General features: G+C 39.1%; 18 protein-coding genes and 1 tRNA gene. 11 read left to right on the top strand and 8 right to left on the bottom strand.

Annotated features, from left to right (window positions below; translation table 11 throughout):
* Positions 1-207 precede the first annotated feature (207 nt).
* A complete protein-coding gene (locus H7U17_RS00615; protein ID WP_186753721.1) occupies positions 208-1,299 on the bottom strand; it encodes an isoaspartyl peptidase/L-asparaginase family protein in 1,092 nt (363 codons plus the stop codon).
* A gap of 191 nt (positions 1,300-1,490) precedes the next feature.
* On the opposite strand from H7U17_RS00615, the gene H7U17_RS00610 reads away from it, so the two are divergent.
* The 3 genes from H7U17_RS00610 (at position 1,491) to H7U17_RS00600 (ending at position 3,780) form a co-directional block, all read left to right on the top strand.
* Positions 1,491-1,874 (top strand): TraR/DksA family transcriptional regulator, encoded by a 384-nt coding sequence (locus H7U17_RS00610; RefSeq protein ID WP_186753719.1) that lies wholly within the window; start codon positions 1,491-1,493, stop codon positions 1,872-1,874.
* A 3-nt stretch (positions 1,875-1,877) separates the two neighbouring features.
* Positions 1,878-2,438 (top strand): SMC-Scp complex subunit ScpB, encoded by a 561-nt coding sequence (scpB, locus tag H7U17_RS00605; protein WP_186753718.1) that lies wholly within the window; start codon positions 1,878-1,880, stop codon positions 2,436-2,438.
* Positions 2,439-2,610: 172 nt separating this feature from the next.
* On the top strand, positions 2,611-3,780 hold the full coding sequence (locus H7U17_RS00600; protein WP_186753716.1) for a pseudouridine synthase: 1,170 nt from the start codon (positions 2,611-2,613) through the stop codon (positions 3,778-3,780).
* A gap of 692 nt (positions 3,781-4,472) precedes the next feature.
* Here the strand turns inward: H7U17_RS00600 and H7U17_RS00595 are convergent.
* The 5 genes from H7U17_RS00595 to H7U17_RS00575 form a co-directional block, all read right to left on the bottom strand.
* Positions 4,473-4,946, bottom strand: coding sequence for a DUF4252 domain-containing protein (locus H7U17_RS00595; RefSeq protein ID WP_186753714.1), 474 nt, complete (start codon positions 4,944-4,946; stop codon positions 4,473-4,475).
* A gap of 30 nt (positions 4,947-4,976) precedes the next feature.
* On the bottom strand, positions 4,977-5,513 hold the full coding sequence (locus tag H7U17_RS00590) for a DUF4252 domain-containing protein (protein WP_186753712.1): 537 nt from the start codon (positions 5,511-5,513) through the stop codon (positions 4,977-4,979).
* Positions 5,513-5,950 (bottom strand): hypothetical protein, encoded by a 438-nt coding sequence (locus H7U17_RS00585; protein WP_186753711.1) that lies wholly within the window; start codon positions 5,948-5,950, stop codon positions 5,513-5,515. Before H7U17_RS00585 ends, H7U17_RS00590 begins: the two co-directional genes overlap by 1 nt.
* Positions 5,947-6,435, bottom strand: coding sequence for an RNA polymerase sigma factor (locus H7U17_RS00580; protein WP_186753704.1), 489 nt, complete (start codon positions 6,433-6,435; stop codon positions 5,947-5,949). The genes H7U17_RS00585 and H7U17_RS00580 overlap by 4 nt, the downstream gene beginning before the upstream one ends.
* Before the next feature lie 308 nt (positions 6,436-6,743).
* Positions 6,744-6,816: transfer RNA gene (locus H7U17_RS00575), tRNA-Phe, on the bottom strand.
* A gap of 101 nt (positions 6,817-6,917) precedes the next feature.
* Here H7U17_RS00575 and H7U17_RS00570 point away from each other — a divergent pair.
* Together H7U17_RS00570 and H7U17_RS00565 are read left to right on the top strand one after the other, a co-directional pair.
* On the top strand, positions 6,918-8,252 hold the full coding sequence (locus H7U17_RS00570; protein WP_186753702.1) for a 4Fe-4S dicluster domain-containing protein: 1,335 nt from the start codon (positions 6,918-6,920) through the stop codon (positions 8,250-8,252).
* Positions 8,253-8,303: 51 nt separating this feature from the next.
* Positions 8,304-9,098, top strand: coding sequence for a (Fe-S)-binding protein (locus H7U17_RS00565; protein ID WP_186753700.1), 795 nt, complete (start codon positions 8,304-8,306; stop codon positions 9,096-9,098).
* A gap of 101 nt (positions 9,099-9,199) precedes the next feature.
* Here H7U17_RS00565 and H7U17_RS20590 read toward each other — a convergent pair whose 3' ends face one another.
* On the bottom strand, positions 9,200-9,349 hold the full coding sequence (locus tag H7U17_RS20590) for a hypothetical protein (protein ID WP_230981216.1): 150 nt from the start codon (positions 9,347-9,349) through the stop codon (positions 9,200-9,202).
* Here H7U17_RS20590 and H7U17_RS20790 point away from each other — a divergent pair.
* The 6 genes from H7U17_RS20790 (at position 9,294) to H7U17_RS00535 (ending at position 14,875) form a co-directional block, all read left to right on the top strand.
* The gene (locus H7U17_RS20790) at positions 9,294-9,410 is read left to right on the top strand and encodes a PLDc N-terminal domain-containing protein (RefSeq protein WP_394353711.1); all 117 of its coding nucleotides are present in this window, start codon (positions 9,294-9,296) and stop codon (positions 9,408-9,410) included. The genes H7U17_RS20590 and H7U17_RS20790 overlap by 56 nt on opposite strands.
* Before the next feature lie 20 nt (positions 9,411-9,430).
* Positions 9,431-9,628: a PLDc N-terminal domain-containing protein gene (locus H7U17_RS00555; protein WP_186753696.1), complete on the top strand. Its 198-nt coding sequence runs from the start codon at positions 9,431-9,433 to the stop codon at positions 9,626-9,628.
* 111 nt (positions 9,629-9,739) lie between these two features.
* Complete coding sequence (locus tag H7U17_RS00550) at positions 9,740-10,228, top strand: hypothetical protein (protein ID WP_186753694.1); 489 nt, start codon at positions 9,740-9,742, stop codon at positions 10,226-10,228.
* A 54-nt stretch (positions 10,229-10,282) separates the two neighbouring features.
* A complete protein-coding gene (locus H7U17_RS00545; protein WP_186753693.1) occupies positions 10,283-12,211 on the top strand; it encodes an OmpA family protein in 1,929 nt (642 codons plus the stop codon).
* Between the two features lie 151 nt (positions 12,212-12,362).
* Positions 12,363-13,526, top strand: a complete 1,164-nt coding sequence (locus H7U17_RS00540) for an AIR synthase related protein (RefSeq protein WP_186753691.1) — start codon at positions 12,363-12,365, stop codon at positions 13,524-13,526.
* A 17-nt stretch (positions 13,527-13,543) separates the two neighbouring features.
* Positions 13,544-14,875 (top strand): neutral/alkaline non-lysosomal ceramidase N-terminal domain-containing protein, encoded by a 1,332-nt coding sequence (locus H7U17_RS00535; RefSeq protein WP_186753689.1) that lies wholly within the window; start codon positions 13,544-13,546, stop codon positions 14,873-14,875.
* Here H7U17_RS00535 and H7U17_RS00530 read toward each other — a convergent pair.
* Positions 14,853-15,218, bottom strand: a complete 366-nt coding sequence (locus tag H7U17_RS00530; RefSeq protein WP_186753682.1) for a hypothetical protein — start codon at positions 15,216-15,218, stop codon at positions 14,853-14,855. The genes H7U17_RS00535 and H7U17_RS00530 overlap by 23 nt on opposite strands.
* Positions 15,219-15,271 lie beyond the last annotated feature (53 nt).

Below are 15,271 nucleotides of genomic sequence, written 5' to 3'. Positions count from 1 at the left end.
TTTTAATTATTTTAATTTCTGAAGCAAATGTCTTAGCAATGAATAATGATTTGATCAATGACACTCTAAAAGCTTATTTTATCCGAACAGGTAAAGATTTAAAATTAATTCAAAGACTCCTCAGGATAAAATACCGATTAAATATAGAGGAAAAAGTACTTCAAAAAAGAGTGGCTCAACTAAAGATAAATTGAGCCAAAACAAAAATTACAATCCTTCATCTTCATCATTATAGACAAAAGTCTGAGCTTGTCCCTTTTCCCTAATATAACCTCGATACATTCCGGCAGAATTGAATGGCATACTTATATTTCCTTGGGCATCAATTGAAATAACACCTCCACTTCCCTCCATTTTCACCAATTGATCCATCACCACTTCATTTGCTGCCTCATCCAAAGACTTATTCCCATATCTCATAATGGAAGCAATTTCATGTCCAACGACATTACGGATAAAGTACTCACCATGTCCAGTTGCTGAAACAGCGCAGGTAGCATTATCAGCATAGGTTCCTGCACCAATAACTGGGACATCACCGACCCTACCATAGCGCTTATTCGTCATACCACCCGTGGAAGTAGCCGCAGCCACATTTCCTGCGGCATCTACCGCCACAGCACCCACAGTTCCAAATTTTCTATCCTTGAAAAATGGGTCTTCCAGTTCCATCTCTCTAATAGAAGAATGATCCAACTGCTGTCGCTCCGAATCAATTATTTTCATCAGCTGTTCATATCGTCTCTCCGTCCTAAAATAATTTGGATCTACCAATTCAAGATTTTGTTCTTCGGCAAATTGTTCAGCCCCTTTCCCTACCATAAAAACATGAGGAGAGTTTTCCATCACTTCATAAGCTGCCGTTATAGGATTCTTCACTGTGGATATACCTGCCACTGCTCCAGCATTTCGAGTTGAGCCCTCCATGATCGCTGCATCCATTTCATTTTTACCATCGTGGGTAAAGACAGCCCCTTTACCCGCATTAAAAAGAGGGGAATCCTCCATCACTTTTATTGCAGCAATCACTGCATCCACAGACTTACCTCCATCTGCCAAAACTGCATAGCCTACATTCAAGGATTCCATTAGTTTTTCACGATAAGCCTTTTCTCGCTCAGGGCTCATATCCTCCCGCTTAATCGTTCCAGCACCACCATGAATTACCAATGCAATTGGCTGAACTTTATTCCATGAAGAAAATTCTTTATTTGACTCATATTTTTCATATTTTCGCTCGGAACAAGCTAAAATTGCCAAAAAAAATACCGCAAATAAATAGTTTGCTTTTAGTCCCATTGTAAAGAAATTTAAACCAAATGTTGAACATTTAACGTATTAACTTAATAAAGATAATTATATAGAAGTGGTGAACAAATGTGGCTTAGATATTGCCTATCTTATTTTTGATTCTCAAAACTCTAACTTATTTTAGAGAAATTTTTTGACGGTCAAAAATCAACATCACCTAAACACTAAACGCCGAAACTATGAGTCAAGAAGAGAAAACATCATATTCCAGAGAAGAACTCAAGGAGTTTGAGGAATTGATCAACAACAAGTTAGCTGTAGCTAAATCAGAACTTCATTCTTTAAAAGAAACACTGAGCAAAAAGAATGATAGTGGAACGGACTTTACTGCTTCCACTTCTAAATTATTAGAGGATGGAGCGGATACTTTGGAAAGAGAAAGTCTCAGCCAGCTCGCAGCTAGACAGCAAAAATTCATTATCAACTTGGAAAAGGCCTTGATAAGAATTAAAAATGGCACTTATGGTGTTTGTGTAGATACCGGAAAGTTGATCGCAAAAGAAAGATTGAAAGCGGTACCACATACCATGCACTCTATTGAAGCTAAACTCGCTAAAAAGTAAAAATTGGAATTTTTACACAGACATATTGAAGCTTTAATTTTCTGTTCTCCATCTCCGTTAGGCTTAGGAGAAATCCAAAAATGCCTAACGGAGATGTTTGAAACAGAAGTGCCCAAAGAACATATTGAAGAAGCCATAGCTGAATTACAAGAAAAATATCAGCAGGATGATTTTTCCTTTGCCTTGGAAAAAATGGGCAACGGCTATCAGTTCTTAACCAAACCGGCTTACCAGACCAGTATATCCATACTTTTAAAACAACAATCCACCAAAAGACTTTCCACTGCGCAAATGGAAACGCTTTCCATTATCGCCTATAAACAACCTGTTACCAAATCAGAGGTGGAACAGATCAGGGGAGTAAACTGTGATTATTCAGTGCAAAAACTTTTAGAAAAGGAATTGGTGACCATCAAAGGAAAATCCGACAGCATAGGCCGTCCCCTTTTATACGGAACCAGCGATAAATTCATGGAATATTTTGGGATAAACAGTCTTAAAGACCTGCCTCAACCCAAGGACTTCAACCAAGAAGATAATCAAATAGGAAACGAACAGGAATAAACTGATTCTTTCCATGACATTTCTTGATCCAAGAATATTTCCATTGGGATGACACTAATCTATTATTTAGTATGTATCTTTGCAGCCTGATTCTTAAAAATGCAATACACTCATTTTTAAGTATTTAGATTAGCATTTAATATTTAAGATACAGCAGAGATGCTGCAACACTATGAAAAAGCACAATAGGAATAACAAAGAAGGGCAAAGAGGAGAAAAAACAGGTTTTTCAGGCGCTAACAAAAAAGCCGGAAGGAAACCTTACGGAAACAAAAACAGGAACGAATCAAGATCTGACCGTTTTAAACCTGGACAGAAGCCATATGGAAAAAGTGCTGAGAAAGAAGAAAAAAGTAGCTTTTCACCATTAAAAAAATACAGAAAAGACCCTAGCGAATTCAATAGAGAAGCTCCTAAAAAAGAGCAAGAAGGAAAATTCAAAACCGTATATAAAGGCAGGGGCAAAGATCAAAGGCCTGTATTTGGGACAGAAAGAATTGAAGAAAAAGGACGTAAGAACGGCCCAAAATTTAAAAACAACCGCTTTTTTAAAACTGCTCAATCCAATCAGGAAGAAAAACCTGAATACAACCTTAAAAAGGTGGAGAAAAAAATGGGCAAGTTCCCAAATAAGGAATTACGACTTAACAAATATATCGCTAATGCCGGGATTTGCTCTAGAAGAGATGCAGACAAACTGATTGAAGCAGGCGAAATCAAAGTAAATGGCGAGGTAATAACTGAACTAGGTCACCGCGTTCAAATCACTGACAAGGTAATCTATAAGGGCAAGCTGATCAATCCAGAAAAGCCTGTTTATGTACTACTGAACAAACCTAAGGACTTCATCACCACTACCGATGACCCAATGAACCGTAAAACAGTGATGCATTTGGTAAGTTCAGCATGTGATGAAAGGATTTTCCCGGTGGGTAGATTAGACAGAAATACTACTGGACTATTGCTATTCACCAATGATGGCGACCTGGCCTCCAAACTTTCCCATCCATCTGAAAAAATCAAAAAGATTTATCAGGTAACATTGGACAAGCCTATTTCCAAAACTCATGTAGATGAAATCTTGGAAGACCTAACCCTGGAAGATGGCCCTGTACATGTAGATGACCTACAAGTCCTGTCTAAGGACAGAACAATTATGGGTATTGAAATTCATGTAGGCAAAAACAGAATTGTAAGAAGAATATTTGCTCACCTTGGCTATGAAGTAGTTGCCCTTGACAGGGTAATGTATGCTGGACTTACGAAAAAAGACCTTTCTAGAGGTACCTGGAGGTTCTTGACGGAAAAAGAGGTGATCAACCTAAAATTCTTCAAAAAGTAAAAAAGCTTATATTCTTACATAATCAAAGAGCGTGGAAAATTGATTTCACGTTCTTTTTTTTTTATACCTAAGTCATGTTTTAAGAAGCAAAGAATGATTAAACTACTATGTAACTAGTTTTATAAATACTTATGTAAGCTTTTCGTAAAATTTCTATTTCTTAACCATATAGTACAGAAACTACAAAAGCCAATATTATTTTTTGATTACATTTTTAAACTCAAAGATTACATCCATTATTCACTTTCTTCAAACCTATTCTGTTCCATAAACTATTAAAAACAACCTGACAATTTCAAAATACAAATCCTTGTTCACTAAACACACCAATTGAACTTTATCAATATTTTACAATACTTTTCTATTAAATCGATTTTATTCTTAAGCCCCTTATATTAGTAGCATAATTAACTCACCGGTGAAAAATTATTTAATTGGGGATGTCGAAAACCATTTTTCAGAGTAGACAAAAACATGATTAAACATTAAAAAACATGGACCTTATTTCAAACTTACTTGGCACTGTTATCGAACTTTTATCAAGCCTTTTAGGCGGTTTATAATTTAGTGCACCCTTAAAACCGCTTTTAAAAAAAGACATAAACGGTTATTAAAGGACAAAAAAAGAGCTGCTTTCTAAAGCAGCTCTTTTCAATGTCTTATATTTTTTTACTATTTCCCCTAAATCATTCTCATGGAAATGCTCTGGCCAACTTCTTACTTTCGAACGTTCCTTCTAATTCAATGACGATATGGCTATCATCACCATTTCCTCCTATCAACAATACTAAATCACTAATAGTATCACCACCCTTGGAATAAAACACTATTTCACTGTCCTTTTCTGACATTTCCATCAGCACATCATATTTTTCTCTTTTTAAGCCCTTCTGAAGTGCTTTAAAATCGGCCTTCGCCTCAGCTCCTGAAACAGGCAGCTTGAACAATTTCATCCTTTCTACAGATTTTGCAATGGCTTCCACTCCCTCTTCATCCAAATCAATATTAAAACCATCAGCAAAATCAAAAAAGCTTCCCGCTAGGTCCAAATGAAAGAACTCATCATCTCCCTTATATTTTTCGTAGATAGATTCCACCGTTTTACTTTGGGCATGCGACAAGACGCCCACGCTCATCATCGCTAGGATTAAGAATAACTTTTTCATTTTCTATTATTTTAATGTTAGGTTCCTTTATTATTTATTCTTTTTACCTGAACTATATTCATTCATCCCTGGTAAATCTGTTTTTTCGGCCAGTATATTCAGGTCAGCATAAGTAAATCTACCAAGCATGCTCAATAATGTAAATTCAGTATCTGAGCCTGAAATCATTAGCAGCTCAGCTACCTTCCCCTCCTCTTCTCTAACCATAAATTTCAAGCTGCTGCTTTTATCCTGCACATCCATGAGATCCTCATACTTATTCTTGTTTAGGGTACTCATAGCTTCTTCATACAAGCTCATTCCATCAACCTCCTCAGCACTGAGAATCCTAATACCTTTTACTTTGGAAATCAACTCACCCATGTCTTGCGCATCCTGATCTTCATCTTCCTCGGCTGCCGACTTTAAAAAACCGCCGGCCATTTGCATCATTTTAGGACTGATATACACCCTCGAAAAGGCATCATCCTCCATATATTTGGAAAAAAACTTTACGATGGCATCATCCTGTGCTTGCGCAGCACTGAACATCAACATCATCATCAATATGCTCATCAATTTCTTCATTACTCCTCCTCTTTTATTTTTTCGATCCTAAACAATTCATTGGTTCTATTTAAATGCTTCATATCATCCATTACCCTCAACGAGGAAGTACCTTTTTTCATATTATCCTGAATTATAGACAACGCTTCCACTACCTGCAAATACGCTTGCTCTTCTTTCTGCTCTTGATACTCCCTATAAAAAAGCCAGCTAATAGAAAGTATTGCCAGCAATACGGCAGCAGAACGCTGCCAATTGACCAAATTCCTACCTTCTTTTGGAGCAGGCCTTTTGCTTGGCGCTTCCGACCTGAGCTCTTCCAGGCCGAAGAAAAACATTTTTTCCTCTTCAAAACCCGCTGAGCATTTTAGCAAATCCTTTAACTGGTCTTCTTCCTCCAGGGAAGTCTCTCCTTCGTAGTATTTATCCAGTAAACTCTCTATTTGCTCTTTCATCATTTCTTTTGGTTTAACATAAACGAGCGCAACTTTTTCCTTGACCTGAAAAGATTCACCTTTACTTGTTCTACAGATATCTCCATATACTCAGCAATCTCTTCATAGGTCAAGCCCTCCACTTCTCTTAACTGAAACACTTCCGTTTGTTTTTCGGGAAGCTCCTTAAGAAACCCAAACACCATTTTAACAGCTGGAGAAGACTCTTCTGGACTTTCTACAGAAGCTTCGACGATGTCCTCCTGATTATCTACAACCACCCATTTTTGGCGTTCTCTGAGCCGCTGTAAGCTTTGGTTTTTAACAACCCTGACCATCCATCCGACCGAATTATCCATTTTTTGGAGGGCAGCCCTATTCGCCCAAGCTTTCTCCAAAGCCTCCTGCACCACATCCTCAGCCTCAGCCCTGTCCTTAAGCCAGAGATAAGCCATGCGGTAAAGCTTGCCACGCAGGGTCCATATATACGCCTCAAAAAATGTCTTCATTCATGTAGATAATGATCCTATATCTCAAATGTTACAGTTTTCTGAAAAATAATTTCCAAACCTTCTTAAATTCTTGCTTACATTGAAGAAACACCCTTAAACCACCTAAAACAAATTCATCATTACAACATAACCACCATTCCGTCAAAATAGATTAATTTTATAGTCGTAAACCAGAGAGAATGCGAGCATATCAGCTTTGCCAGAATAAAAAGTCAGTAAAAAAACATGAATTTCTACCTAACTATATCAAAAACAAGACATTGGAAAAAGGGCATAAAAAAAGCCTTGAATCGCTTCAAGGCTTGTGGTGATGAGTGGGCTCGAACCACCGACTCACGGATTTTCAGTCCGATGCTCTACCAACTGAGCTACATCACCGTTGTAAAGTGATGCAAAGGTAATCAAACATATTTTCCATGCAAACCCTAGAGACAAAAAAAATTAAAGAATTTTAAACAAAAATCATTAACCAATTCAATATGAACATCTTACCTCAGGTAATTTTTATTTTGGTTTTTGCAGCTGCAGGATACGTTCTTTACAAAAGGATTTCCTTCCTGAAAAGGAACATCTTCCTGGGTAAGGCAGAAACCAGAAACGATCAATCTTCAGAAAGATGGAAGACCATGGCACTGGTGGCATTTGGCCAACAGAAAATGTTCAAAAGAGTACTTCCTGCATTTCTCCACCTATTAGTTTATGTAGGTTTTATTATCATCAATTTGGAAGTGGCTGAATTTATCATTGATGGAATTTTTGGTCAACACCGGATTTTTGCTCCACTGCTTGGAGGAGCTTATACCTTTGCCATGAATTTCTTCGAACTGCTGGCAGTAGGTGTAATGGCTTCTTGCCTGGCATTCCTTATCAGAAGAAATGTCACTAAGGTCCCTCGACTGACCATGACAGAACTTAAGGGCTGGCCAGCTTTAGACGCCAACCTGATCTTGGTCATTGAGATCATCTTGATGGTAGCTATACTGACCATGAATGCCACAGACCAGCTACTCGCAGAAAAGGGAACAGAGCACTATACAGCTTTAGGACCGCTCTTCTTCAGCGGTTTGATCAAACCATTGTTTGTAAACATGAGTGAAGGGAATCTAATATTTGTAGAGCGTTTTGCCTGGTGGTTTCATATCATCGGAATATTAGGCTTTGCCATTTATGTCACCTACTCTAAACACTTGCATATTTTCCTTGCTTTTCCTAATACTTGGTATTCTAACCTTAAGCCTAAAGGGGAAATCTCCAATATGCCAGAGGTCACCAATGAGGTCAACATGATGTTGGGTATCCCAACTGAAGGAGGCAACGAACCCCCTGCTGAGATCGCCCGATTTGGCGCCAAAGACATCAATGACCTTAGCTGGATCAATATTATGAATGCCTATTCCTGTACGGAGTGTGGAAGATGTACATCAGAATGCCCTGCCAATATCACTGGTAAAAAACTTTCACCAAGAAAAATCATGATGGATGTCAGGGACCGTGCCGAAGAAGTAGGAAAAAGCATTGATGACGGCGGGAAAGGACTTGAAGATGGAAAATCACTTTTGGGTGACTATATTAGCAAAGACGAGATAAATGCCTGCACCAGCTGCAATGCTTGCGTGGAAGCCTGTCCGGTAAACATCGACCCACTATCCATCATTCTACAGATGCGTCGCTATGTGGCCATGGAAGAGAGTGGTTCTCCGGCTCAGTGGAATGCGATGTTCCAGAATATGGAGACCAGTTTTTCGCCATGGAAATTTGCTCCATCTGACCGGTTTAACTGGGCAGAGAGTGTAAAGGACGAAGAAATGAAATAAGGGAAGACCTAGTTCCCACTATTTATCAATTGAATTTTAAAACACAGAAATATGTCAAATTATAAAGTTCCCACCATGGCCGAGTTGGCCGCCTCTGGTGAATCCCCTGAAATCCTTTTTTGGGTAGGTTGTGCTGGGTCTTTTGATGATAGATACAAAGCCGTCACCCAAGCATTTGTAAAAATCCTAAACAAAGTAGGGGTGAGTTTTGCCGTGCTTGGACCTGAAGAAACCTGTACTGGAGATCCTGCCAGAAGAGCGGGAAATGAATTCCTTTTCCAAATGCAGGCTGTAGCCAATATCCAAGTGATGAATGGGTACAATGTCAAAAAAGTGGTCACTGCTTGTCCACACTGCTTTAACACCATCAAAAACGAATATCCTGCCCTTGGTGGAGAATATGAAGTGATCCATCACAGCCAGTTTTTGCAAAGCCTGATCAATGAGGGAAAAATAGTCTTGAAAGGTGGCGGTGATTTTAAAGGAAAGAAAATCACTTTCCATGATTCCTGCTACCTCGGCAGGGCGAATAATGTCTACGAAGCCCCTAGGGAAGTAATCAAGGCCCTAGATATTGAATTGGTGGAAATGAAGCGATGCCGCACCAAGGGTCTTTGCTGTGGTGCCGGTGGAGCTCAAATGTTCAAGGAGCCTGAAGAAGGCAAAAAAGACATTAATATCGAGAGAACAGAAGAAGCTCTAAAAACTGGTGCATCTGCGATTGCGGTAGGATGCCCTTTCTGCCTAACCATGATGTCCGATGGTGTCAAAAACAAAGAAAAAGAAAATGAGGTTAAGGTATTCGACTTGGCCGAGTTAATCGCAAAAGATCAGGGACTTTCTTAAGTCCCTGTATTATATTAACTTTTTATTATTCTTTTCCCTTTATTGGTGTACTTTCATATTTAACCATAAAACGAAGATACATAACCGTTGACGCACAAAACTTAAAATATGGACACTTTCTTTTCTTTAGGAATTTTTGGTTTTTTATTCACCATCGTACCACTCGTTTTGTTCATTTGGGCATTGGTTGATGCCATCCAAGCTCGATTTACCTCAAGTGACACAAAAATAATATGGATTATCGTCATCATTCTTGTTCCTTTTATCGGGTCAATTTTATACCTGATCATTGGCCGAAATAATAAAATCTAGCCGCTCAAACACTATCCAAAATGTTCAAATTATTATTCATCCTATTCAGTCTCCTTCCACTTGCCTTCATGGTTTGGGCTTTGGTCGATGTCTTGAAATCAAGATTTCCAGAAGAAAACACCAAGCTCCTTTGGGTTATTGTCATTATCCTACTTCCCTTCATTGGTTCATTGCTTTATTATTTTATTGGAAGAAAAGATAAAATAGGATCGTATTGACCAAAAACTTGATGATCAAAGAATCATTCTGCCCCTTTTTGCCGTTTTAGGTAAGAAGGGTTTTTTATACCCAATTGATTAGGTTTATATTTCAAAGAAGAATTTAGTAATATGTATTTGCCATTTGAAGAAATGCCCGACACAGCAAGGGTATGGGTTTACCAAGCCAACAGAAAATTTACCCCAGAGGAAATCCAACTTATAGAATCCAGATTAACGGCATTCTGCAATCAATGGAACACACATGGCAATTTGATGCCCACCTCTTTTGACATCAAGTACGATCAGTTTATCATTCTATCTGTGGACGAATCAAAACTCGGCGCCAGTGGATGCTCCATTGACAGTTCAGTAAAAACCTTAAGAGAACTGGACCAAGTGCTCAAGGTCAACCTGCTCGACCAAGGGAAGGTTTCTTTCGTATATCAAGATGACATAACCATTAGTAGCTTGGGGGATATCAAAAGCTATATCCTATCAGGTATATTGACCAGTAATTCCAAAGTCTTCAACCCAATCATCCAGAAAAAAGAAGACCTACAGAACAAATGGTTGATTCCTGCCAGTGAAAGTTGGTTAAACAGATATTTTAACAACTAATTTATTTTAAAAGTTATATATTAGGGGATATACACTTTATGAAAGCTTGACTTTATGATGAAAAATTGTTTTCTGTGTTTCTTTTTAATCAGCCTTGTTTTGGGAGCCTGTACCAGTCTACCTCAAAAAGGCAAAAGCCAGTTTGCAGCTGGGGAATATCAAATGGCCATTGGCACTTTTTCTAAAATTTTGGCGGACAATCCAGAAGATGCAGATGCCAACTATTATGTAGCAGAAAGCTTCAGGCTTTCCAATCGTATTGAGGATGCCCTTCCCTATTATGACAAACTTCTAGAAGAGGAAGGCTCCTTTGAAAACTATATGAAAAAGGCAAAAAGTCTCCATGACCAAGGGGACTACGAAGCAGCAGCTGCAGCCTACAAAGAAGCCAAAGAACACACCAGCAGTGACTCATTGCTTGCCCTAGCGGATAGAGGATCCCAAAATATTGCCCAAATAGAAAGCATAACGGACTATTGGCCATATCACGAGCTTCAAAACTATGAACTGCTGAACACATCGGGGATTGACTATGCTCCAGTAGTAAGTGAAAACTTCCTCTACTTCACAAGTTCTAGAGGAGCTAGTGGAGCCTATCCAGCAACTGGGCAAGGTTATACTAAACTCTACAGGACCCGTGCGGATGGCATCAAGGTAGATGTCCAGAATGTACAGGCTCTACCTGAATTCAGAAATGAAGAAGGACTCAACCAAGGAGCCATTACTATCAGCCCTGATGGCAATACCATCATTTATGCCAGAGGAAATAGCACTAATAAAAATGACCTTCCTGAGGTAAACCTTTTCGTTTCCTATTTCAGGGGAGCGAGCTTCACAGACCCTATTTGGATGCCGGTAAATGAGGAAGAAACCTACTGGAATTCAACACCGGCATTTAGCCCCGATGGAGAAGTTTTATACTTTGCTTCCAATAGACCCGGAGGCTATGGAGGAACAGACCTTTATAAAGCCACCAAGTTGGCCAATGGTGACTTTGGCAATGCTCAAAATTTGGGACCAGAAATCAATACTGCGGGAAATGAAATGTTCCCCAGGCCTATGGGGGAAAAATTCTTCTTCGCCTCTGATGGTCATCCAGGATTTGGAAAACTGGACCTCTTTGTTGCTGAAACCATTGACGGCAATAGGACCATAAAGAACCTAGGAAAGAATATTAACTCCGTAGGAGATGACTTTGGAATCTTTTTCACTAACTTTCCTAAAGAAGGATTCCTCACTTCCAACAGAGAAGGCGGAATTGGTGATGATGATATCTATTATTTTGAGGATAAAACGCCAAAACCCAAGGTGGTCAATGTATTCTTAAATGTTAAAACCCTCCAAAATATTCCTGATAAAGATCCTGTCACGCTTCCAAGGACAAGAGTAGCCCTTTATGATGGGGAAAAAAAATCCATTGGAGGGGACTTCTCCAACGATGATGGAAAACTCCGTTTTCAATTGGAGCCCAACGCTGACTTCACGATGATAGCCTCCAAAAACGGTTATTTCACCAAAAGCATCAGTTATTCAACTGTTGGAAAAACGCCAGCGCAAGAAGACTTGATCCAAGACGTCACCAATATCGTATTGGACACCACCATTGTATTGGAAAAACTGGAACTTGAAAAAGCCATTGTCTTAGAAAATATTTATTATGATTTGGACAAGGCAGACATCCGACCTGATGCAGCTTTAGAATTGGACAAATTGGTAAAAATCCTTCAGGACAATCCTGAAATCAAAATTGAGCTAAGTTCTCACACCGATGCAAGAGCTAGTGACGAATACAATAGAGACCTTTCCCAAAGAAGAGCTGAATCTGCGGTCAACTATATTGTTTCCCAAGGAATTGACAAAGACAGATTGGTAGCCAAAGGCTATGGTGAAGATAGGTTGATCATTGAAAATGCACAGACTGAAGAAGAGCACCAAATCAACCGAAGAACTGAATTCAAGGTCACAGAAATTGAAGAAAACTAATAAAATATCCCAGGCAAAACACCTGGGATTTTTTATTTCCCAATTTTATTTTGTTTAAATGGGCACTGCTTTGCAACATTCAAACATATATTTTCTCAATCCTTCTTAAAATCCTTAACTTTACGGCAATATTAACCAAGTCATTATTCTGATGGACGAAAGATATATGCAAAGAGGCGTATCAGCCTCAAAGGAGGATGTGCACCAGGCCATTTCCAAACTTGACAAAGGACTTTACCCAAAGGCATTTTGCAAAATTGTGGAAGACACTTTAGGCAATGATCCTAATTACTGTAATGTCATGCATGCGGATGGTGCAGGAACCAAATCCTCACTTGCTTATTTATACTGGAAAGAAACCGGAGACTTGAGCGTATGGAAGGGTATCGCCCAGGACGCCATCATTATGAATATTGACGACCTGTTGTGTGTAGGCGCCATCAATAATATATTGGTATCCTCCACTATTGGCAGAAATAAAAACCTGATCCCTGGTGAAGTAATCTCCGCCATCATCAATGGTACAGAAGAGGTCCTTCAAATGCTCCGTGACAATGGTGTCAATGCTGTACTTACTGGAGGTGAAACAGCTGATGTCGGAGATCTTGTAAGAACTGTAATTGTAGACAGCACTGTTACTGCAAGAATGCGTAGAGATGAAGTTATCTCCAATGACAATATCAAAGCTGGTGATGTGATAGTTGGTATTGCCTCTCATGGCCAAGCCAAATATGAAACGGCCTATAACGGCGGCATGGGAAGTAATGGCCTTACTTCTGCCAGACATGACGTTTTCAACAAGGTATTGAAAACAAAATATCCAGAAAGCTTTGACCCATCAGTTCCAGAAGACTTATTATATACGGGTAAATACAACCTTACCGACCCAGCACCGGGCACTTCTGTAAATGTTGGTCAGTTGGTGCTTTCTCCAACAAGAACTTATGCCCCTATCATGGTAGAGGCATTGAAATATTTACGTCCGCAAATCCATGGTTTGGTTCATTGCAGCGGTGGTGCACAAACAAAGGTGCTTCACTTTGTGGACAATGTGCATGTGGTCAAGGATAACCTTTTTGAAACCCCTCCTTTGTTCAAAATCATCCAGGAAGAGAGTGGCACAGACTGGAAAGAAATGTACAAAGTCTTCAATATGGGCCACAGAATGGAGGTTTATTTGGAAGAAAAATATGCGGAAGAGATCATTGACATTGCTGAGTTCCACGGTGTAGATGCACAAATCATTGGACGTGTGGAGCCTCATAAAGGCAAAAAAGTCACTATCAAAAGTGAACATGGTACCTTTGAGTATTGATCATAGTCAAGACTTATATGTTGCAAAAAACATTAAAAATACTGGCCTGGATAACAGGCCTTTTACTTTTTCTAGCTGGCATACTCCTTACAAGGGTAGACAGAAGTTCTCCCAAGGAACAGGAGTACTATCAAGAAACCTTAAATGCTATTGAGAATCTTGATTTTAAAAGTTCTACTGGACAATCCTGGCTAGCCGGATGGGCAAAGATAAATGTCACACCTAAAGAACCAGCTAGTCTTGTAGGCTATAAACCACGTGGTAAGTATGAGTTTGTCCAAGATAGCAGCTATGTCAAGACTTTGGTTTTGGGCAACGGACATCAAAATATTGCTTACCTCAATTATGAATTACTGATCGTTCACCCCTTCTTGGCAAAGAATATCAATGAGGCGATCAAGGCTTCAAACCTTCCCATAGACCAAGTTTATTTCACAGCTACACATACCCATAGTGGAATGGGGGGGTATATCCCTGGCTTGATGGGCAAAATCGCATTTGGAGGCTATGATCAGAAAATCGTTGATTTGTTCACGCAAAAATCCATCGAGGGAATAAAGCAATCCCTATCCAACCAAGACAGTGTGAGTATTACCTTTCAAAAGCACATTGCCCGAGAATTTGTTGCCAATAGATTTATCAAAGAAGATCCTGTAGACCCTTATATCCGACAACTGGTATTCACAAAAAGTAATGGAAAAAAAGGAACGTTCTTTACTTATACCGCCCATGCCACCTGTCTGAGCAGTAAATTTATGGGCCTCTCAGGTGATTATCCTTATTATCTCACTGAAGACATGATGGATGATTATGACTTTGCCCTTTTCGCCGCCGGCACTGTGGGAAGTCACAGTCCATTACCACCGGGAAACACGCCCAAAGACATCAAAACCTACGCCCATCAGCTAGATAGCCTCATGGAAACACCTTCCATGAATATGGATACCATTGTATCCAAAAACATTAAATTAACTACACTTATACCTTCATTGCCTGAAGCTACTTACCGGATTTCCGATAACATCAGGCTTAGGCCATGGGTGTTCAACAACCTTTTTGGAGATACCAATAGTCATTTCGATGTTCTACAAATAGGAAATACGATCATGATCTCCAGTAGTGGTGAAATCTCAGGGGTATTTTATGAGAAATGGGAAAAAATGGCCGCAGCAAAAGGCCTAAACCTAATTATCACCTCCTTTAATGGAGGATATATGGGCTATATCATTCCTGACAAATATTATGAAAAACACTATCATGAAGCCCGTGATATGAATTGGTTCGGCCCTTACAGTGGTTCATTTTTCGATGATATCATTACCAACATTATTTCTTTGGCAACAAAATAGTTTCTTTCTCATTACTTTCTCTCAGCTTGACTATCGGCATTCGTGAGTAATAATCTTCTGGAATCTCAATTTCTCGGATGCTTCCCTTAAATGATTTAGAAAGATTCAGAATACGCATATTTGGATCTATTAACTCCACCCTGTTCTTTCCAGAAAGATTTTTGGAAACAATGGGTATGTTTAGATCTAGGGCATCCATAGAAAGATCAAGGCTATCTAATTCTAATGGTTCAAAATCGAAAACTGTAGGCAAATCACTTTCTAATTTGCTAGTATCCTGGGCAAACAAGTCTGAAGAAAACAATAACGTTGCAGTAAAAACAAATAATGAAAACTTTTTCATGGCATAAAAATTAGTCAAACTTAATTATATCAACAAGTTAATTTTTCATCCAA

It is taken from the genome of Echinicola salinicaeni, assembly GCF_014280965.1.
Lineage (GTDB): Bacteria > Bacteroidota > Bacteroidia > Cytophagales > Cyclobacteriaceae > Echinicola > Echinicola salinicaeni.
Note: the sequence above shows the minus strand (reverse complement) of the source record. Positions and strands in the feature narration are given on the sequence as shown.

Coding starts and splice junctions, on each gene's coding strand:
- H7U17_RS00615 (WP_186753721.1), bottom strand. CDS start 1,299: ATGGGACTAAAAGCAAACTATTTATTTGCGGTATTTTTTTTGGCAATT.
- H7U17_RS00610 (WP_186753719.1), top strand. CDS start 1,491: ATGAGTCAAGAAGAGAAAACATCATATTCCAGAGAAGAACTCAAGGAG.
- H7U17_RS00600 (WP_186753716.1), top strand. CDS start 2,611: ATGAAAAAGCACAATAGGAATAACAAAGAAGGGCAAAGAGGAGAAAAA.
- H7U17_RS00595 (WP_186753714.1), bottom strand. CDS start 4,946: ATGAAAAAGTTATTCTTAATCCTAGCGATGATGAGCGTGGGCGTCTTG.
- H7U17_RS00590 (WP_186753712.1), bottom strand. CDS start 5,513: ATGAAGAAATTGATGAGCATATTGATGATGATGTTGATGTTCAGTGCT.
- H7U17_RS00585 (WP_186753711.1), bottom strand. CDS start 5,950: ATGATGAAAGAGCAAATAGAGAGTTTACTGGATAAATACTACGAAGGA.
- H7U17_RS00580 (WP_186753704.1), bottom strand. CDS start 6,435: ATGAAGACATTTTTTGAGGCGTATATATGGACCCTGCGTGGCAAGCTT.
- H7U17_RS00570 (WP_186753702.1), top strand. CDS start 6,918: ATGAACATCTTACCTCAGGTAATTTTTATTTTGGTTTTTGCAGCTGCA.
- H7U17_RS00565 (WP_186753700.1), top strand. CDS start 8,304: ATGTCAAATTATAAAGTTCCCACCATGGCCGAGTTGGCCGCCTCTGGT.
- H7U17_RS20590 (WP_230981216.1), bottom strand. CDS start 9,349: ATGATGACGATAATCCATATTATTTTTGTGTCACTTGAGGTAAATCGA.
- H7U17_RS00555 (WP_186753696.1), top strand. CDS start 9,431: ATGTTCAAATTATTATTCATCCTATTCAGTCTCCTTCCACTTGCCTTC.
- H7U17_RS00550 (WP_186753694.1), top strand. CDS start 9,740: ATGTATTTGCCATTTGAAGAAATGCCCGACACAGCAAGGGTATGGGTT.
- H7U17_RS00545 (WP_186753693.1), top strand. CDS start 10,283: ATGATGAAAAATTGTTTTCTGTGTTTCTTTTTAATCAGCCTTGTTTTG.
- H7U17_RS00540 (WP_186753691.1), top strand. CDS start 12,363: ATGGACGAAAGATATATGCAAAGAGGCGTATCAGCCTCAAAGGAGGAT.
- H7U17_RS00535 (WP_186753689.1), top strand. CDS start 13,544: ATGTTGCAAAAAACATTAAAAATACTGGCCTGGATAACAGGCCTTTTA.
- H7U17_RS00530 (WP_186753682.1), bottom strand. CDS start 15,218: ATGAAAAAGTTTTCATTATTTGTTTTTACTGCAACGTTATTGTTTTCT.